Consider the following 17413-nt stretch of genomic DNA (forward strand, 5'->3'; position numbering starts at 1 on the left):
GGGCGCTTCGGGGACACCCGGAGCGCCCTTTTTCTTGTCTATCTTCTCCCGCAAGGAAGAACGGTCAGGAGCAGCCTATGACCCACACCATCTTCATCGACGGCGAGGCCGGCACCACGGGGCTGGAGATCCGCGAGCGGCTGGAGGCGCGCCCGGATCTGGAGCTGATCCTGCTGGGCGATCGTCGTCGCGACGTGGATGCGCGGCGCGAGGCGCTGAACGGCGCTGACGCGGTAATCCTGTGCCTGCCCGACGATGCGGCGCGGGAAGCTGTGGCCATGATCGAGAACCCGTCGGTCAAGGTGATCGACGCCTCGACCGCCTATCGGGTTGCGCCTGGCTGGGCCTATGGATTCCCCGAAATGGATGCGGGACAGCGCGCGCTGATCTCGCGGTCGTCGTTCGTGTCGAACCCCGGCTGCTATCCGACGGGCTTCATCGGGCTGATGCGGCCGCTGGTGAAGGCGGGGCTGGTTCCGGCGGCCTATCCGGTCACGGTCAATGCGGTGTCGGGCTATTCCGGGGGCGGCAAGGCGATGATCGCCGAGTTCGAGGCGCCTGAGGCGGCGACCGCCTATCGCGCCTATGGCCTGTCGCTGAAGCACAAACATGTGCCGGAAATGACGAAACACACGGGGTTGAGCCGCGACGTGCTGTTCGCCCCGGCGGTCGGAAACTATCGTCAGGGCATGCTGGTGGAGGTTCCGCTGCATCTGGCGGCCTTGCCGGAGACGCCATCCGTCGAACGCCTTCACGGCGCACTGGTCGAGGCCTATGAGGGGCAGCACTTCGTCGAGGTCGCCGATCTGGAAGAAACCGAGGCCATGTCGGGACTGGAGCCCGAGGGTCTGAACGGCACCAACCGCCTGCGTCTGCACGTCTTCGGCGATCGCAACGGCGAACAGGCGCGGCTGGTGGCCCTGCTCGACAACCTGGGTAAGGGCGCGTCAGGCGCGGCTGTGCAGAACCTGAACATCATGCTGGGGCTGGACGAGACGATCGGCCTGATCTGATCGGCTGAAACCATTTCACCGCGTCCGTCGTATGAAGGGCATGACCCAGTCCCTGATCGTGAATCGCCGGGGCCTTCTGATGGGCGCCGGCGCGCTCGCCCTGTCCGCCTGTTCGCCTGAAACCTCTGAGGCAGGGGAGGGGCCGTATGCGACCTCGCCCTATCGCCGCGTGTCGGATGCCGACTGGCGTCGTCGGCTCGGCGACGCCTCGTGGCGCGTTATGCGGCATGAGGGGACGGAGCGGCCCTATTCCAGCCCATTGAACGACCAGCACGGGCGCGGCGCCTTCGCGTGCAAGGGCTGCGACCTGCCGCTGTTTCGATCACAGTGGAAGTTCGATTCCAACACCGGCTGGCCCAGCTTCTATGACGTGATCGCCGCCAACATCAGCCGAAAGGGCGATCTGGCCATCGGCATTCCACGAACGGAATATCACTGCGCTCGCTGTCTGGGGCATCAGGGACATGTGTTCGACGACGGCCCCCGCCCGACCGGACTGCGCTATTGCAATAACGGCGTCGCCCTGAAGTTCGTCGCGGCCTAGGCCCTACGCGCCCTGATGGCGGAATCGACGGTGAGGCCGAAGATGACCGAGGCGATGATGACCAGCAGCCCGTAGTCATGACCCGCGAAGAAAACGGGCGCGCACGCCATGGCGATGACGATCAGCGGGAACAGGCCGGCCCAGACGGCCGTGCCGGGCGCGTTCGGATGGATCATCGGCTGAACCGTCGGGCGCTTCATCATCCGGGCCATGCGTCCGTTAAGCAGCACAAAGGCGGCTGCGCAGATGACGGCCGAGATGACATATTTCACCGTATTGCCCGGCTCGCCGAAGACGCTGGCCGTCATGATCAACAGGATCAACGCCACCCCCGTGCTGATCGCGAGCAGGGCGTTAGGTTCGATACGGTTCAAGACTTCACTTTCACATAGCTGCCGGGCGCCGGCTCAATGGGCTTGAGCGGCCCCTGTTCAGGATCACGGGCGGTGATCTGAGGCCCAGCGCGCTCGCCTAGCCATGCCGCCCAATGTTCCCACCAGCTGCCGGGATGCTCTACTGCGTCGGCCTGCCATTCGGCCAGTGTCGCGGGCAGGGCGGCATTGGTCCAGTGCTGGTATTTCCTGGCCGCAGGGGCGTTGATGACGCCGGCGATATGGCCCGACCCCGCCAGGGTGAAGGTGACGTCCTTGCCGCCGAACAGCTTTGCCGAGCGATAGACCGAGTTCATCGGCGCGATGTGATCCTCGCGGCTGGCCTGGAAATAGAGCGGGATCGACACCTTCGACAGGTCCGCCGTCAGGCCGCCGATCTGGAAGCCGCCCTGGGCCAGGGCGTTGGCCCCGTACATCTGACGCAGATAGTCCAGATGCAGCGTCTTGGGCATCCGCGTCTGGTCTGCGTTCCAGAACAGCAGGTCGAACGCGGGCGGATCCTTGCCCAGCAGATAGTTGCTGATGAAGAAGGACCAGATCAGGTCGTTGGAGCGCAAGGCGTTGAAGGTCTCGGCCATGGCCGCGCCGGGCAGGACGCCGCCGGCCGCATCCATCTGACGCTCGATCTCTGCGATCCAGTGCTCGTCGGTGAACAGCAGCAGGTCGCCCGCCTCGGCGAAGTCATGCTGGGCGGCGAAGAAGGTCGCGGCGGCGACCCGCTTGTCGCCCTTGGCCGCCATGTGCGCGAGACCCGCCCCCAGCAGGGTGCCGCCGATGCAATAGCCGACGGCGTTCAACTGCTTCGTTCCGGCCTGTTCCAGCGTCTTCTCGACGGCGCGATAGATGCCCTTTTCCAGATACTGGTCGAAACCGAAATCGGCCTTGTCCTTGTCCGGATTGACCCAGGAACAGACGAACACCGTAAAGCCCTGTGTCGACAGCCAGCGGATCAGCGAATTCGCCGGCTGCAGGTCCATGATGTAGAATTTGTTGATCCACGGCGGGAAGATCAGCAGCGGGATTTCGTGCTGGGTCTCGGTCGTCGGGGCATATTGGATCAGTTCGAACAGCTCATCGCGCCAGACGACCTGGCCCGGTGCGGTGGCGACGTTCTCGCCGACGACGAACTTGCCGTAGTCGGCCTGGCTGATGCGGAGCGACCCACCGCCGCGTTCCAGATCGGCAGCGAAGTTCTGCATCCCCTTCACCAGCGATTCACCGCTGGTCTCGGCCAGGGCCTTCAGCGCGACGGGGTTGGACGCCAGGAAGTTCGACGGTGAGAAGGCGTCGGTCAGCAGACGGGTGAAGAACTGGGCGCGGCGTTTCAGCGTCGGATCGACATCCTCCACCCCCGCGATCAGGCCATTCATCCAGTCCGACGTCAGCAGATAGGACCGCCGCATCATGTCGAACATGGGGTTTTCGGACCAGGCCGGGTCCTTGAACCGTTTGTCGGTCGGAGCGGGGTCGGGCGCCTCGCCTGCAGCCTGACGGGCGGTCGAAGACCAGAGCTGCATATAGCGACCGAACAGGTCGGCCTGCGCCTGCATCATCTTGTCAGGCTGAGCCGCCAGGCTGGTCATCACCGAGGTCATGGCGGGCGCGACGTTGAACGGGTCGGCCGACAGGGCGGCGGGGCGGTCGGCCTGTGTCAGGGCGGCTTCCGCAATGGCGCTCTGGGCCATCATGGCCGCCTTGGCCAGGTTCATCGACAGGGTTTCGATCAGTTCTGCTTGTGCGGCGCCGGGGAGGGTCGGTTCGGGCGCGTCCTCGGCGGCGGTTTCAGGGGGCGCCTCCTGTGGTTCGACCGACTTCGGCTTGGGCTGGCGCGGCGGGCGGGGCTTGGCGGAAGTGGGCCGGCCGGCCTTGCGCGCGGGGCGTTCGGCGGCGTCTGTTGGCGTCTTCGGGAGCTTGGCCATGATCGTCCTTCGCGCTTCCTGCACCAGAGGCCGGTTCATCCGCCCTTCCGCGCGTGGCGATGATGGCATAAGACCAGCCAGGAAATGAACGCGCTGAATTCGAAAAAGATGATCCTGATCGCCGTAGTCGCGATCTCAGCGCCGCTGGCCGGCTGCATCGGCGGGTCTGCGTCCAAGACCGAGCCCGTTTCACCGCTGGCGCCGCGCGTCCAGGAACTGGTCAACGCCAATCGCCACTATCCCCGCTGGGAGGATTTCCCGGCCGCCCCCACAGACCTGCCGCCCGTCGCCCAGGTCGCCGCCAATGCTCAGCGCCTGCAGAATGACAGCACGACGCTGAACAGCGAGATCGCGCGGATCGACTGGACACTGACCGATCCCGAGGCCCTCGCCGCCGAGACGGCGGCTGCGGTCCGATCCGTGCCGGTCTCGCCCGACGCCGCCCGCACCCAGGCGGACATCGAAGCCTTCGCCCAGAGCCTGCGCGACCGCGCCAAGGCGCCGCCGCCGCTCGACCGCCGCCCGACGCAATGACCGGTCGCCGGGGATGCAGAATCCCGCGATGATGCGCTGATGGCGGACGACGGCGGCGCAAAGACACTCAACGCATTCCTGGGCGTGACCCGGTCCCTCTCAGGACGCGCCTGGCGTCAGCGACCAGCGGATGCGGCGACGACCCGCGCCCATATGCAGGGCCTCGGGTTGGACGAGCTCCTGGCCCGCGCCCTGGCGTCGCGTGGCGTATCGGCGGATCAGGGGGCTGATTTCCTGACGCCGACCCTGCGCGCCCTGTTCCCCGACCCGTCCAGCTTCATGGACATGGATGCGGCGGCCGATGCGATCCTGAACGCGCTCCAGGCCAAGGCCAACATCCACGTCTTCGCCGACTATGACGTGGATGGGGCGTCCAGCGCGGCGCTTCTGGTGCGCTGGTTCCGGGCGATGGATCATGAGCTGTCGATCTACGTGCCCGATCGGCTGACCGAGGGATACGGCCCCAGCGCAAAGGCTTTCGACACGCTGAAGGCCTCGGGCGCGGACCTTGTCATCACCGTGGACTGCGGCGCTGCGGCGAACGAGGCGCTGGCCCATGCCGCCGCCATCGCCCTGAACGTCGTGGTCATCGACCACCACCTGATGCGCAGCGAGCCGCCGACGGCGCTTGCGGTCGTCAATCCTAACCGGCCGGGTTGCACCTCCGGTCAGGGCAATCTGGCGGCGGCGGGCGTAGTGTTCGTGCTGCTGGCGGCCCTGAACCGTGAGGGACGCCGGCGCGGCCTTTTCACCGATAGGCCGGAGCCGAACATTCGCCAGTGGCTGGATCTGGCGGCGCTGGGGGCCATTTGCGATGTCACGGGCCTGACCGGCTTCAACCGCGCTCTGACCGGATTAGGGCTCAAGGTCATGAGCGACTGGCGAAATCCCGGCTTGCGCGCCCTGCTGGCGGCGGCAGGGGCGGAACCGGGGCCGGCCAAGAGCAATCACGCCGGCTTCATCTTGGGGCCCCGCATCAACGCCGGCGGTCGCATTGGACGGTCGGACCTGGGCGCGCGGCTGCTGTCCACCGATGACCCGGCCGAGGCCGAGGCGCTGGCGATCGAACTGGACGCGCTGAATCTTTCGCGGCGCGATGTCGAACGGCAGGTGACGGACGCCGCCGTCCGGCGCGTGGAGGCCACCGGCGTTCATGCCGACGACAGCGCTGTCGTTATAGTGGCCGGCGAGGACTGGCACCCCGGCGTCGTCGGCATCGTCGCCGGCCGCCTGCGCGAACGCTGGCGCAAGCCTGTCATCGTCATCGGCGTCGATCCGGTGACGGGTCTGGGCAAGGGCTCGGGACGATCCCAGCCCGGCATGAACCTGGGCCGCGCGATCCAGGTGGCGTGGGAGAGCGGCATCCTGATGGCGGGAGGCGGTCACGCCATGGCTGCCGGCCTGACCATGGACAGCGCGCGCGTTGCAGAACTGACAACATTCCTGAACGAGCGACTGGCGTCTGAGCGTGTCGAGGCGGTCGCCCAGGATGTGCTGGAGATCGACGCCCTGATCGACCCCGGCGCGGCGACTCGCACCCTGTTCGAATCGTTCGAGCAGTTGGCGCCCTTCGGTCCCGCCAATCCCGAACCGAGCTTTGCCCTGACCGGCGTTCAGGCGCGCGAACCCGTGGCGATGAACGGCGGTCATGTCCGTTGTCGCCTGGTCGGCGCGGACGGCGCATCGGTGAAGGCCATCGCTTGGCGCTGCGCCGATCTGCCGTCGGGCCAGGCCCTGCTGTCGGGGCAGGGCGGGCTGAGCGTCGTCGGGCGCCTGAAGGCCGACGACTGGAACGGCCGCAAGGGCGTGCAGTTCGAGATCGAGGATGTCGCCGATCCCCGGATGATCTGACGACGTCCAAAAAACTCGAAATCCACGCTTGCACCGTCCCGAGGGCGCGGCTATATCGCCGGCTCTCCCGCGCAGCGGTCCCTTCGTCTATCGGTTAGGACGTCAGGTTTTCAACCTGAAAAGAGGGGTTCGACTCCCCTAGGGACTGCCACGCGGGCAGTTCGCCGGTCGAGCCGCAAGGCTCCTGGCAACGAAATCGCCTTACATTTCAGACGATGCGGAAACGCCTTCCATTATATGGCGTCGCACCTGCGTCTTCATTCCCCAAAGGCACATCCTTCGCCCCGAGCGTGCATTTTCCGCTTTTCAAACTTTCGCGGAACAGTGTTAAACATAAGAATAAGTCCGTTAGAGGCACGGACGGGGGTTCTTAAGTGTCTGAATATAGCGAGACGGAGACGGCGCAGACCGTCCGCGTCACTGGGCGCGTGAAGTGGTTCGATGCGATGAAGGGTTATGGGTTCATCGTCCCGGACGATCCCGCCCTGACGGAAATGCGAGACGTTCTGCTGCACATCAGCAGCCTGCGCGACCTTGGCCGCGACGCCGCCGACGAGGGCGCGCCCATCACCTGCGACTGCGTCAAACGCTCGAAAGGCTGGCAGACGCTCGAAATCCACGACCTGGGGGAGGGCGAAGCGCCTCAGGTCGTGCGTCGGCCGGCCGCCACGACGACCATGCGGCCGCCGGTCGAAACCGATGAAGAGCTGGAGACGGCGCTGGTCAAATGGTTCAATCGCACCAAGGGCTACGGATTCGTCGTGCGAGATCGCGAACCGGGCGATATCTTCGTCCATATCGAAACCCTGCGTCGCTGTGGCCTGGAAGATCTGATTCCCGGCGATGCGGTGCGGGTGCGATTCGCCAACGGCCCGAAAGGCCTGGTGGTCGCGGACATCAGACCGGGCGACTGATCCGTCGCCCAGGAGAGGCGTATGATCGAGACGACGAGACGTTTTCTGATGGCGGGCCTGCTGATGCTCGCTGTCGCCGGTTGCGCCGCCAAGGCGCCGCTTGGTCCTAATGGCGAGCCGCTGCAGAAACTGGCAATCGTCACCACATCCGGCGAACATCCGTTCTGGGTCGAGATCGCCGATGAGGAGCCTGAGCGGCAGCGCGGCCTGATGTTCCGTCCGCCGCTTGAGGACGACCGCGGAATGCTGTTCCAATGGCCGGGCGAGGCGCCGCGCGAGCAGAGTTTCTGGATGCGCAACACGCCCAGCTCCCTGGATATCCTCTACATCGACCCTCGGGGACGAATCGTCTCCATCGCTTCGCACGCCACGCCCTTCTCGGAATCACCCATTGCGTCGAACGGCGCCGCCAATGGCGTGCTGGAATTGCGCGCTGGGCGGGCTGCCGAGATCAACGCCAAGCCCGGTGACAAAGTTTTACATCCTTATTTCAAGCCTTGATTGCGGATCGCCGCGCGAAGTGCCAATAGAGCGCTCCGTTCGGTCCGGGGTGTAGCGCAGCCTGGTAGCGCATCTGGTTTGGGACCAGAGGGTCGGAGGTTCGAATCCTCTCGCCCCGACCAACGGAAGGCCGCTGGATCATACGTCCAGCGCGCGTTATGGCAGGGCCAGAGGCCCCGCCGTCACTGAGGATTTCGCCATGCTGGCTCGCATTTACCGCCCGGCCAAAACCGCGATGCAGTCGGGCAAGGCCAAGAGCCGCGACTGGCGTCTGGAATTCGAACCGACCTCGGCGCGCACCATCGACCCGCTGATGGGCTGGACCAGCTCCAGCGACATGAACGGTCAGGTCCGCCTGAACTTCGAATCGAAGGAAGAGGCGGTCGAATACGCAGAGCGCCACGGCATCGCCTTCCGCCTGTCCGAGCCGAACGATCCGCCGATGATCATCAAGGCCTACGCCGACAACTTCGCCACCAACCGCAAGCAGTCCTGGACGCACTGACGTCTGACGTCTTGCAAGAGCGCCCATAGCTCAACCGGATAGAGCACCCGCCTTCTAAGCGGGATGTTGCAGGTTCGAGTCCTGCTGGGCGCGCCATCCCCGGCGCCTTCGAGGGGCCTGATCCATGACCGACTTTCAGACCTCGCCCGATCACGCAGTCCGTGTCGCGGCGCTCTATCGTTTCGCACCCGTCGCCGATCGTGCCGCCGTGCGCGAAGCGCTTCAGGCCGTTTGCGACGCCGGAGAGGTGAGGGGGACGCTGCTGGTCGCGTCAGAGGGACTGAACGGCACCATCGCCGGGTCGGCGGCGGCCGTCGACGCGGTGTTGTCCACAATCCACGCCATGCCGGGGTTCGAGACGCTGGAGCTCAAATACGCCTGGACGAACGCCTTGCCGTTTCACCGAATGAAGGTGCGCGTCAAACGCGAGATCGTCACCATGGGCCAGCCGGATCTGGACCCGGCGCGACAGGCGGGCGTCTATGTGTCGCCGGCGGACTGGAACGCGCTGATCGCCGATCCGGAGACCTTGGTCATCGATACGCGCAACGACTACGAGGGCGAGATCGGCGCGTTCGAGGGGGCGGTCCAACCCAACACCCGCAGCTTCCGCGACTTTCCCGACTGGTTCCGCACCGAGGGCCGCGCCCTGCTGGAGCAGACGGGCGCCAAGCGCGTGGCCATGTACTGCACCGGCGGCATTCGCTGCGAAAAATCGACGGCCTTCCTGAAGGCGGAGGGCGTTGAAAACGTCCACCATCTGGAAGGTGGCATCCTGCGCTACCTTGAGACGGTAGGTGAAGATGAGAGCCTATGGCAAGGCGAATGCTTCGTCTTCGACGAACGGGTCTCGGTCGGGCACGGGTTGAGCCAGGGGCCGCACACGCTTTGCAGGGGATGCCGTTTGCCGGTGGATGACGCCGGTCGGGCCTCGCCCCACTACGTCGAGGGCGTCTGCTGCGAGCGTTGCCACACGACGCGCGATGACGGTCAACGCGAGCGCTATGCCGAACGCCACAGGCAGATGGAAATTGCTCGCAAACGTGGCGACATTCACCTCGGGATCGCCCACAAGGACTGAGGTCGGTTCAGCGACGCGGCGGGCGAGGGAGAAAGGCGCTGGTTCGCGCGGCATAGGCCTCGAACGCCTTAGGGCGCGAACGCCGCATATGCTCTTCCAGCAAGGGCACGCCTGACACCTGGGTCAGAAGCCAATACATATAGGCTGGCCCCGTCAGCGCCAGCCAGCCCCACGGCCATTCGCCGCTCAGATTGACGGCGAACAGAGGCCAGGCGCACCAGCCCAGCCATTCGAAGAAATAATTCGGATGACGTGACCAGGCCCACAGACCGACATCGCAGACCTCGCCCTTGTTGGCAGGATTGCGCTTGAAAGCCGCCAGCTGCCGATCCGAAATGGCCTCGCCCACGAGCGCACCGACGAAGACCAGCGTCGCGACACCGTCTTGCAGGGTCAATCCGGGCGTCGGATTGCGGGCGGCGGCCATGACGCTGAGCGCAAGGAAAGCGGCAGCTCCGGCTTGAAGCATCAGGAAGCCGAACATCTTGGCCTGAAATCCGGTGCCCCAATCCTGGCGCAGCCGGGCGTAGCGGGCGTCCTCGCCCTCATGGGCGGCGCGCGCTGCGATGTGGGCGCCCAACCGCAGCCCCCACAGACCGATCAGCAGCGCCGCCAGATATTGCCGCAGAGACGGCGCCGCGCCATCGATCGGAAACAGCGCGACGCCCACGCCCGCCGCGCCCAGGCCCAGCGACCAGAAAGCGTCGGCCCAGCCGCCTTGACCCGTGCGTTTCTGCACCAGCCAGGCCGTCGACATCACGATGACGAGAAACAGGGCTGCAACGCCCCACAGGGCCGCCAGGCTGGTCACAGGCGAACGAACGGCTGGATCAGCTTGCCCACCCAGCCGTCCAGCTGGATCTGGCCATCCAGCGCCACGACGCAAAGGCAGGCTTCCTCGGACACCACGCGCGGCTGGTGTAGCACCTCGGGATCGGCTTCTTCGAAGTCGCCCACGTCGAACCGCTCGGTCTCCGTCGCATAGGCGCCGGAGATGACGCAGGTAAGTTCGACGCCGCCGTGCGTGTGCTTGGGCGTCTCTCGGCCGGATTCGATCTTCAGCAGGATCACGCGGCAGTCGCCATCACGAGGCGCATGGACATCGCGCACCCGCATGCCGGGGCCGACCCAGCGCCAAGGGCTGAGCGCATAGCGCCGCAGCGGCTCGGGCAGTTCGGGCATGTCGTTCAGCGGCGCGAGCGCCTTCACCTCACCTGCGTCGGTTTCGATCCGCGCCATCGCCCGGGCGAGCGCATCCTGAGACAGGGCCGACGGCGCCGCGTCGTCGAGGAATTCGCCGCCTACAGCCTGGAGATCACGCACCCAGGCATCGTTTGCCGGCCGCATCGCCAAGTGAGCGGCCATCACGACGGCTTCGGGCGGACTGAGGGTGCCGGCGGCATAGGCGAGCAGCCGTTCTTCGGAAGGATTGCGTTGCGGGTTCATCGCGCGGCTTCCTCTGACGGAGCGAGGATCAAGCGGAGTTTGGTCATGGCGTTACGAATACGGGATTTGACGGTGCCGAGCGGCAGGTCGAGGTGTTTGGCGATTTCGGAATGAGAGCTGTCCATGAAGAAGGCGAGGCGCAGGACCTCGACATGATCGGCGCTGAGCCGAGACAGGGCGTCTCGAACGCGGTCGGCGTCCTGGGACATCGACAGAAGTTCGTCGGGGCGGCGTACATCCTCGCCCGCCAACTCGATCTCCGGCGTCGGCAGAGGGCGCGCGTCGCGACGAAGCATGTCCAGGCGACGATTGCGGGCGATGGTGAAGATCCAGGTCGCGGCGCGGGCCTTGGAAGTGTCGAACAAGTCAGCCTTGCGCCATACGGTCAGCATCGCATCCTGGGCGAAGTCTTCGGCCGCGCCGGGCGTCGCCCCCGACTTGATCAGCCAGGCTTTCAGGCGCGGCGCGAAATAGGCGAACAGGGCTGCAAAGGCCTCCCGGTCGCGACGCAGCGCAATCGCTTCGATCAGCCGATCATGCAGGAGGGGGTCTGAAGGATTGTCGAGTGTCTTCATGCGCGGGGACCGGCATGGATTCGACGTGAAGGGCAGTGACTCGACATGCATGGACCCTAATACGCTCAGCCGAAATGTCTGGATCAATCGCGATCCGATCATGACGGCGGCCCGTAATCCGTTCATGCCTAGGCTTACGCCAGCGGGCGTGTATTCGGAGTTTCCATGTCCCTGTCGCCCGCGAATCCGTCTGCCGATCGCCTGAAGATCGCCGTCATCGGCTCCGGCGTCGCCGCCCTGTCGTCGGCTTGGCTTCTGTCCCAGCGGCATCAGGTGACGATCTATGAGAAAGCCGACCGGTTGGGCGGCCACTCCAACACCGTGAGGGCGGGCGTGCCGTCAGGCGACATCGCCGTCGACACCGGCTTCATCTGCTTCAACGATGCGACCTATCCCAATCTGATCGCCCTGTTTGAACACCAGGGCATCGCGACCCGCGCCACCGACATGTCGTTCGCCGTCTCGCTGGATGACGGCAAGTTCGAATATGCAGCGCCGGGCCTGTTCGCCCAGCGTCGCAATGCGCTGCGGCCTCGATTCTGGTCGATGCTGAGCGAAATCCTGCGCTTCTATCGCGATGCGCCCAAGGATCTGGCCGGCATGTCCGATCCGTCGCTCACCCTTGGCGACTATCTCAAGCGGGAAGGATTCAGCGAGGCATTCCGTGACGACCATCTACTGCCGATGGCCGCCGCCATCTGGTCTTCTCCGGCCCATACGCTGATGGATTATCCGGCCGAGTCCTTCATTCGATTCTGCGGAAATCACGGCCTGCTGAAACTGGTTGGCCGTCCCATGTGGCGCACCGTCGAGGGCGGCAGCCGGGTCTATGTCGAACATCTGGCGCGCGCCATCGACGACGTGCGCCTGGATCGTGGCGTGACATCGGTGCGGCGCACCGAGGAGGGCGTCTTCGTCCATGACAGCCAGGGAGGCGTCGAGCGTTTCGACCAGGTGGTGATCGGCGCCCACGCCGATCAGGCCCTTGCCATGCTGGCGGAACCCACGGCCAAGGAGAAAGCCCTGCTGGGCGCCTTCCGCTACAGCCGCAACCTGACGGTCCTGCATACGGACGCCAGCCTGATGCCGCGTCGTCGTCGCGCCTGGGCCAGCTGGAACTATATCGGCGCGGACGATGGTCTTTGCGTCACTTACTGGATGAACAAGCTTCAGGGCCTGCCGGGGGACGACCTGTTCGTCACGCTGAACCCGCCGCGCCCGCCGCGCGCAGACACCCTGTTGCGCAGCGAACTCTACGAACACCCAGTCTTCGATCCCGCCGCCATCCAAGCCCAGAAAGCGTTGTGGAGCCTGCAAGGGCAGGGGGGCGTCTGGTTCTGCGGCGCCCACTTCGGTGCCGGCTTCCACGAGGATGGGCTGCAATCCGGCTTGGCGGTCGCCGAACAACTCGGCGGCGTCCGTCGCCCGTGGTCGGTGCAGAACGAAAGCGGCCGCATCCATTTGTCGCCGCTGTCGACCCCCGTATTCGAGCAGGCCGCGTGAACCAGGTCTCGGCCCTCTATCGTGGCCGGGTCATGCACCGACGCCTGCGCCCAAAGACGCACCAGCTGAACTACCGCGTCTTCTGGCTGCTGCTGGATCTGGCCGAGATCGATGATCTGGATAGAGGCTTGCGGCTATTCTCTCGCAATCGCTTCAACCTGCTGTCCTTTCACGACGGCGATTACGGCGACGGTTCCGGCGCCTTGAGGCCTCAGGTCGAGGCTTGGATGAACCGCGCAGGCATTGACCTGGACGGCGGCCCCATCCGTCTGCTGACCATGCCGCGCGTGCTGGGGTACGTCTTCAATCCGATCAGCCTCTATTATTGCCATCACGCCGACGGCCGACTGGCGGCGATGGTGTACGAGGTGACCAGCACCTTCGGCATCCGCCACGCCTATGTCATTCCCGTGCCAGCCGAGGATCAAACGTCCGGCCTGATCCGACAGGGCGCCGCCAAGGCGCTGTATGTTTCGCCTTTCATGGGCATGGACATGGATTATCGCTTCCGCGGCCATGCACCGGCTGAACGGGTCGATATGACGATCGACGGCCTGGACGACGATGGCGTGCTGATCACGGCGGCCATGTCCGCTGAACTCCAGATCCTAGACGACCGCCATATCGCGGCGGCTACAGCGGCGATCCCGCTGATGACTTTCAAGGTGGTCGCCGCCATCCATTACGAGGCGCTCAAGCTTTGGCTGAAGGGCGTCAGACTGACGCGCCAACCGCCATGCGCGAAGATGCCGGTGACGATCCAGAACCAGGCGCAGGATAGCCGATTGTGACCGACCATGATTGATTCCCGCGTTTTTCGCGATTGATTGCCGACCGACGCGCTGCGCGGCCTCGCAGAAAATGTGAAATTTGCAGAATTAGGCCGGCTAATTTGGCTCATAATTACTACCGTCACGCCTGAAGTAGTAATTGTGGAATCGTGCATTGCTGGCGCGGCCACTCCTAAAGGCGTTTGTTAATTGGCGACAGGAGTCGCCAATCATGCCTTCCGCATCCCGTGCCTATGACGAACGACTTAGACGACGTTTTGTCGTTGCTCGTCGAATAGCGGCTGGGGAATTCGGTGGCTACGCGCTGCCTGAGAGCGTTCTGAAGGAGACCTTGAATGTCTCCTTGAAAACCCATCAAGGCGATATCAAACGAGCGAAAATCTTCGACACATTCGAGTCATGGAAGCCCGGAAAAACGGGACCAAAACCGGGAACGCGGATCTCTAAGCGTTTGCTGAGGATCATAGAAGCCTGGACGTACGAACGGGCGAACAAGAAGCGGAATGACCGAAAGCTGAGCGCCGATCTCGCATCTCACTTCGAACGAAATGGAGTGCCTGCAGCCGAGCAGCCATCCGAGTCGTCAATACGGCGCGCCATTCTAGACATCTACAAGCGTGATCCGGCGCACTTCGCTTCGCAACGTCACGGTCGGTTGGGGCGTCGGATGCACATGCTGCAGAAAGGTACTTTGCAGGCCGAAAGGCCTCTTCAGTTTGTAATTATCGATCACACGCCCGCCGATGTGAAGGTGCTGAGCATCGAGCACCCTGAACACGTCGTGCGACCCACGCTCACGACAGCTACAGACTTGTTTACTGGCGTGAAGCTTGCCGGCTTTCTCTCCAGGTTTCCGCCCGGACGAGAAACCGTAGCGCTGGCAATGGCGATGGTCGTGGCCGACAAGACGGACTTGCTGCGCACCTATCTGGTGCCGGGAGAATGGGAATGCTGCGGCATTCCAGAATGCGTCATGGTCGATGGTGCTGGCGAGTTCGACAACGACACCTTCAAATGGTCCTGCGACCGGTACGGCATCGATTTGGAGATCGGGCTGCCCGGTTTGCCTGAACAGCGATCGCCGCATGAGCGGGCCTTCAGAAGCCTAACCTCAGATATTCACGAGTGGCCGGGCACCACGCTCAGCAACCCGCAAATGCTGAAAGATCACGGAGGTGAAAGGGCTGCCGAACTTCCGTTCGAAGAGGCCCAGCGTCGGCTATTACTGGCGCTTATGGAGTTCAATAACGAGACCTATGGTGGTTCGGAGCCTCCTCGAATTTATAAATGGAGGCAGTATCAAAGCACTCATCCTACACGGCGATTGGACGCACTGGATCAACGAAGGACATTCATTGAATTTCTACCACATAGAAATGCAAAGCTTCAAACCAGAGGAATCAAGTTCGAAAACTGCTGGTTTCGATCGGGAGACCTTGCCAAGCCCATCTACGAAGGGCGCCGGCAGGTCCGGTTCCATTGGAATCCCCGCGACTTGAGCGAGATCTATGTCTCGATTGAAGATGGACCATACCTGACCATCCCAAGAGTGACCAACCGTCACGCACCCATCGAGCTGTATGAGTTGCGGCTCTACAATAAGGGGCGTCGCCGGGCGGCTGAAGAAGCCAAAGACTCGCTGCTGCTGGCGCATATTCGAGAAGCGAAGAGAGCTGACGTTTCCCCTTATCTCCGTCTTTTGGGTGAGGCTCGCGATCGCGGCCCAACTGCTTCACACCTCGAAGACTTATCTCGGCCCCTGGATCTGTCAGGTTTTCATCCCAGGAAGTCTCTCGATATCGCCACTGAGATAGTGCCCACCGAGCCGCCACTCACAGCTCGTGCTGAACCACCCCCCACAGTGCATGCTGAACAGGCGCTATTGGGTTTCCGAATTCCTGATTTTCCCACGAGGCTGAAATGACCTCGGTCGAGTCAGATCCATTCGCACATTTGATCCCCGACGCCCGCAAGGTCTTGGACGGCTCGGAAGCGGCAAGATTTGCCTTCATCGGCCGCGACAAGTTGATCGAAACCCCAGCCTTGAGGCAGGTGCAGCAGTATGGGGAGGACCTTTACGCTCATGCTCAGATCCAGCGCCCGCCCAATGGCCTGCTGATTGGACCATCGGGTATCGGAAAGACCCATGCCATCTCATCACTGCTTGATCGCCACCCTCCGCGCCGGTCTAGAGCTAGCGGGGAGCTTAGAGTGCCTATCCTTCTCCTGGAATACCCGCCGGAACCAAGCCGGCGCTGGTTCGCCAAGGGCATTGCTGAAGGTCTCGGCTATGCAATGCCGCTGCCTAGGCACAGCGCCGACATCTACGCCCTGTTGTTGAGATTGATCGACAGGGCGCGGACTAGGCTCATCATTTGTGAGGAGGTTGGTCAGCTTCATGGGTGGGGTCGAGACCACGTCTTATATTTCTACGGCCTCACGCGATGGCTTTCCAATCAGACGAAGGTTCCAATTATCTACACGGGAACCGATCAGGCGGCTGATCTCATTGACGGTGACATCCAGCTCAAGAGACGGTTCGAGCGCATGGAGTTGCAGCCTTGGAAGGCGGACGCCGAGTTCGCGGGGTTCATCAAAGCCTACCTTAGAACGCTGCCTCTACGCCACGAGACCATCGTCGATATCAGCCTGGTGGAATGTGTCCACGAGATGGGCGAGGGGATCACCGACACAGTCGTCAAAATCCTCAACCGGGCAGCAAAGCGCGCCATCCAGTCGGGTGCGGAGAGAATAACGGCAGCCGCCATCGTCGCCGACGTTAGTCTGCCGCCGGTGACGACGATCGGCCGCCCGATCGTCAGGCGGCGAAAACGCCGTCGCTAGGTTTGCTGGCCACCATGCAAACTAGATCGAGCGAGAACCCACCCGATGACGCGTAAGCAGCGGCGAGTCGGCTACAGCTATGCACCACCTCCCGTGGACAACGAAACGCTAGGGTCGTGGGTCCAGCGTGTCGCCTGGGGCCAGGAGACGTGTGGATCACGACTGATTGGTCGCATCGACGTCGATTGGTCGCCGCCAACCGAAGTGCTCCAGCTGCTGGCTGAGGGTAGTGCACAGCCGGTCGACAGGCTTCGAGCCATGGCTTTAGATCGGCGCTATCCTGGGACGACCCGCTCCGATTTCGCCCGATCTGACGGGGTTGCGTTCCCCGGATGCCATGCCTTTTGCCCCATATGCGCACGACGTGATCTCGCGTTTTACGGCCATGTCGTATTGAGGGCGCGGAATGCCGGGTTTTGGCGCCTGGCCTGCGGCGAGCATCGCTGTCTGCTCGACAGCGTGGAAAGCGAAGACGAGATCACCCCTCATCGCAGGCTCCATGACCGTGGGTGGCTCGATGGTCGAATCCGCGCAGCAAGACCAGCGTTTGCAGCGCCGCCGACGGCGCTGGCGTTCGAACGCGCAGTACACCGCGCTACTGCCGGACGTTCCCCTGGTCCGTTATGGCTTGAGCAAGACCCGCAACGCTTCAAGGCTGCAGCCACCTTTCTAACCACTCAGGTTCTGTTGGTGAGACGTGACGGAGTCGGCCCCGGTCCATCGCCTGCATGGGCCCTGCTCGGCGCCAGAATGCCTGATATTCACGGAAAGGGGACCGACCGCTGGGATGACAGTTTCGTTCGGCGCGCACCAAGTTGGCTACGCGTCAGGGCGATGACGGCATGTGCCCGTCTTCTCCTTCGACCTCGTGCATGTGGATCGGCGTGGAAAAGGGACCCCGTTAGCGGTGTGATCGGCGTCGAATAAGGACCCCTCATTCCTGAGGTCTAACGGTGGCGGCTTGGCGGATGTCAGGCGGCGAGTTCGGGATGTTGGTGTT

The 17413-nt window shown here is 63.7% G+C and carries 18 protein-coding genes and 3 tRNA genes; 16 read left to right on the top strand and 5 right to left on the bottom strand.

Going from position 1 to position 17413, the window contains the following annotated elements:
- Positions 1 to 77 precede the first annotated feature (77 nt).
- Positions 78 to 1013: an N-acetyl-gamma-glutamyl-phosphate reductase gene (argC, locus tag WC597_RS04310; protein ID WP_372692023.1), complete on the top strand. Its 936-nt coding sequence runs from the start codon at positions 78 to 80 to the stop codon at positions 1011 to 1013.
- A gap of 40 nt (positions 1014 to 1053) precedes the next feature.
- A complete protein-coding gene (gene msrB / locus WC597_RS04315; RefSeq protein ID WP_372692024.1) occupies positions 1054 to 1557 on the top strand; it encodes a peptide-methionine (R)-S-oxide reductase MsrB in 504 nt (167 codons plus the stop codon).
- Here the strand turns inward: msrB and WC597_RS04320 are convergent.
- Both WC597_RS04320 and phaC read right to left on the bottom strand, forming a co-directional pair.
- Complete coding sequence (locus WC597_RS04320; RefSeq protein ID WP_372692025.1) at positions 1554 to 1931, bottom strand: hypothetical protein; 378 nt, start codon at positions 1929 to 1931, stop codon at positions 1554 to 1556. The genes msrB and WC597_RS04320 overlap by 4 nt on opposite strands.
- A complete protein-coding gene (phaC, locus tag WC597_RS04325) occupies positions 1928 to 3868 on the bottom strand; it encodes a class I poly(R)-hydroxyalkanoic acid synthase (RefSeq protein ID WP_372692026.1) in 1941 nt (646 codons plus the stop codon). Before phaC ends, WC597_RS04320 begins: the two co-directional genes overlap by 4 nt.
- Before the next feature lie 84 nt (positions 3869 to 3952).
- On the opposite strand from phaC, the gene WC597_RS04330 reads away from it, so the two are divergent.
- The 9 genes from WC597_RS04330 (at position 3953) to WC597_RS04370 (ending at position 9254) form a co-directional block, all read left to right on the top strand.
- Entirely contained in the window at positions 3953 to 4402 is a 450-nt protein-coding gene (locus WC597_RS04330) for a hypothetical protein (RefSeq protein WP_372692027.1), read from the top strand.
- 39 nt (positions 4403 to 4441) lie between these two features.
- Positions 4442 to 6253, top strand: coding sequence for a single-stranded-DNA-specific exonuclease RecJ (gene recJ / locus WC597_RS04335; protein WP_372692029.1), 1812 nt, complete (start codon positions 4442 to 4444; stop codon positions 6251 to 6253).
- A 76-nt stretch (positions 6254 to 6329) separates the two neighbouring features.
- Positions 6330 to 6404: transfer RNA gene (locus WC597_RS04340), tRNA-Glu, on the top strand.
- A gap of 295 nt (positions 6405 to 6699) precedes the next feature.
- Positions 6700 to 7167, top strand: a complete 468-nt coding sequence (locus WC597_RS04345) for a cold-shock protein (protein WP_372692048.1) — start codon at positions 6700 to 6702, stop codon at positions 7165 to 7167.
- 21 nt (positions 7168 to 7188) lie between these two features.
- The gene (locus WC597_RS04350) at positions 7189 to 7668 is read left to right on the top strand and encodes a DUF192 domain-containing protein (RefSeq protein ID WP_372692030.1); all 480 of its coding nucleotides are present in this window, start codon (positions 7189 to 7191) and stop codon (positions 7666 to 7668) included.
- Positions 7669 to 7713: 45 nt separating this feature from the next.
- Positions 7714 to 7790 (top strand) — tRNA-Pro (locus WC597_RS04355).
- A 77-nt stretch (positions 7791 to 7867) separates the two neighbouring features.
- Positions 7868 to 8173 (top strand): ETC complex I subunit, encoded by a 306-nt coding sequence (locus WC597_RS04360; RefSeq protein WP_372692031.1) that lies wholly within the window; start codon positions 7868 to 7870, stop codon positions 8171 to 8173.
- A 19-nt stretch (positions 8174 to 8192) separates the two neighbouring features.
- Positions 8193 to 8269: transfer RNA gene (locus WC597_RS04365), tRNA-Arg, on the top strand.
- 28 nt (positions 8270 to 8297) lie between these two features.
- Positions 8298 to 9254: a rhodanese-related sulfurtransferase gene (locus WC597_RS04370; RefSeq protein WP_372692032.1), complete on the top strand. Its 957-nt coding sequence runs from the start codon at positions 8298 to 8300 to the stop codon at positions 9252 to 9254.
- Between the two features lie 7 nt (positions 9255 to 9261).
- Here the strand turns inward: WC597_RS04370 and WC597_RS04375 are convergent, their stop codons facing one another.
- Genes WC597_RS04375 through WC597_RS04385 form a run of 3 tightly spaced genes read right to left on the bottom strand, consistent with a single transcriptional unit; the run spans position 9262 to position 11275 of the window.
- Positions 9262 to 10065 carry a DUF1295 domain-containing protein gene (locus WC597_RS04375; RefSeq protein WP_372692033.1) on the bottom strand — a complete coding sequence of 268 codons (804 nt, stop codon included), beginning with the start codon at positions 10063 to 10065 and terminating at the stop codon, positions 9262 to 9264.
- Positions 10062 to 10700 (bottom strand): ChrR family anti-sigma-E factor, encoded by a 639-nt coding sequence (locus WC597_RS04380; RefSeq protein ID WP_372692035.1) that lies wholly within the window; start codon positions 10698 to 10700, stop codon positions 10062 to 10064. Before WC597_RS04380 ends, WC597_RS04375 begins: the two co-directional genes overlap by 4 nt.
- On the bottom strand, positions 10697 to 11275 hold the full coding sequence (locus tag WC597_RS04385) for a sigma-70 family RNA polymerase sigma factor (protein WP_372692036.1): 579 nt from the start codon (positions 11273 to 11275) through the stop codon (positions 10697 to 10699). Before WC597_RS04385 ends, WC597_RS04380 begins: the two co-directional genes overlap by 4 nt.
- Positions 11276 to 11440: 165 nt before the next feature.
- Between WC597_RS04385 and WC597_RS04390 the strand changes: the two genes are divergently transcribed.
- The 5 genes from WC597_RS04390 to WC597_RS04410 all read left to right on the top strand — a co-directional run bounded on the left by WC597_RS04390 (position 11441) and on the right by WC597_RS04410 (position 17340).
- Entirely contained in the window at positions 11441 to 12778 is a 1338-nt protein-coding gene (locus WC597_RS04390; protein ID WP_372692037.1) for an NAD(P)/FAD-dependent oxidoreductase, read from the top strand.
- Positions 12775 to 13569, top strand: a complete 795-nt coding sequence (locus WC597_RS04395; protein ID WP_372692038.1) for a DUF1365 domain-containing protein — start codon at positions 12775 to 12777, stop codon at positions 13567 to 13569. The genes WC597_RS04390 and WC597_RS04395 overlap by 4 nt, the downstream gene beginning before the upstream one ends.
- A 211-nt stretch (positions 13570 to 13780) precedes the next feature.
- Entirely contained in the window at positions 13781 to 15493 is a 1713-nt protein-coding gene (locus WC597_RS04400; protein ID WP_372692039.1) for a Mu transposase C-terminal domain-containing protein, read from the top strand.
- Positions 15490 to 16413 carry a TniB family NTP-binding protein gene (locus WC597_RS04405; RefSeq protein WP_372692040.1) on the top strand — a complete coding sequence of 308 codons (924 nt, stop codon included), beginning with the start codon at positions 15490 to 15492 and terminating at the stop codon, positions 16411 to 16413. The genes WC597_RS04400 and WC597_RS04405 overlap by 4 nt, the downstream gene beginning before the upstream one ends.
- A 45-nt stretch (positions 16414 to 16458) precedes the next feature.
- Positions 16459 to 17340 carry a TniQ family protein gene (locus WC597_RS04410; protein ID WP_372692041.1) on the top strand — a complete coding sequence of 294 codons (882 nt, stop codon included), beginning with the start codon at positions 16459 to 16461 and terminating at the stop codon, positions 17338 to 17340.
- The last annotated feature ends 73 nt before the right edge of the window (positions 17341 to 17413 follow it).

Source organism: Brevundimonas sp. (assembly GCF_041648115.1).
Classification (GTDB): Bacteria; Pseudomonadota; Alphaproteobacteria; order Caulobacterales; family Caulobacteraceae; genus Brevundimonas.

What these genes read in the sequence shown, in the direction of transcription:
- WC597_RS04380 (WP_372692035.1), bottom strand. Translation starts at nt 10,700, where the DNA reads ATGAACCCGCAACGCAATCCTTCCGAAGAACGGCTGCTCGCCTATGCC.
- WC597_RS04345 (WP_372692048.1), top strand. Translation starts at nt 6,700, where the DNA reads ATGAAGGGTTATGGGTTCATCGTCCCGGACGATCCCGCCCTGACGGAA.
- WC597_RS04390 (WP_372692037.1), top strand. Translation starts at nt 11,441, where the DNA reads ATGTCCCTGTCGCCCGCGAATCCGTCTGCCGATCGCCTGAAGATCGCC.
- WC597_RS04330 (WP_372692027.1), top strand. Translation starts at nt 3,953, where the DNA reads ATGAACGCGCTGAATTCGAAAAAGATGATCCTGATCGCCGTAGTCGCG.
- WC597_RS04405 (WP_372692040.1), top strand. Translation starts at nt 15,490, where the DNA reads ATGACCTCGGTCGAGTCAGATCCATTCGCACATTTGATCCCCGACGCC.
- WC597_RS04400 (WP_372692039.1), top strand. Translation starts at nt 13,781, where the DNA reads ATGCCTTCCGCATCCCGTGCCTATGACGAACGACTTAGACGACGTTTT.
- recJ (WP_372692029.1), top strand. Translation starts at nt 4,442, where the DNA reads ATGGCGGACGACGGCGGCGCAAAGACACTCAACGCATTCCTGGGCGTG.
- WC597_RS04350 (WP_372692030.1), top strand. Translation starts at nt 7,189, where the DNA reads ATGATCGAGACGACGAGACGTTTTCTGATGGCGGGCCTGCTGATGCTC.
- phaC (WP_372692026.1), bottom strand. Translation starts at nt 3,868, where the DNA reads ATGGCCAAGCTCCCGAAGACGCCAACAGACGCCGCCGAACGCCCCGCG.
- WC597_RS04385 (WP_372692036.1), bottom strand. Translation starts at nt 11,275, where the DNA reads ATGAAGACACTCGACAATCCTTCAGACCCCCTCCTGCATGATCGGCTG.
- msrB (WP_372692024.1), top strand. Translation starts at nt 1,054, where the DNA reads ATGACCCAGTCCCTGATCGTGAATCGCCGGGGCCTTCTGATGGGCGCC.
- argC (WP_372692023.1), top strand. Translation starts at nt 78, where the DNA reads ATGACCCACACCATCTTCATCGACGGCGAGGCCGGCACCACGGGGCTG.
- WC597_RS04410 (WP_372692041.1), top strand. Translation starts at nt 16,459, where the DNA reads ATGACGCGTAAGCAGCGGCGAGTCGGCTACAGCTATGCACCACCTCCC.
- WC597_RS04360 (WP_372692031.1), top strand. Translation starts at nt 7,868, where the DNA reads ATGCTGGCTCGCATTTACCGCCCGGCCAAAACCGCGATGCAGTCGGGC.
- WC597_RS04370 (WP_372692032.1), top strand. Translation starts at nt 8,298, where the DNA reads ATGACCGACTTTCAGACCTCGCCCGATCACGCAGTCCGTGTCGCGGCG.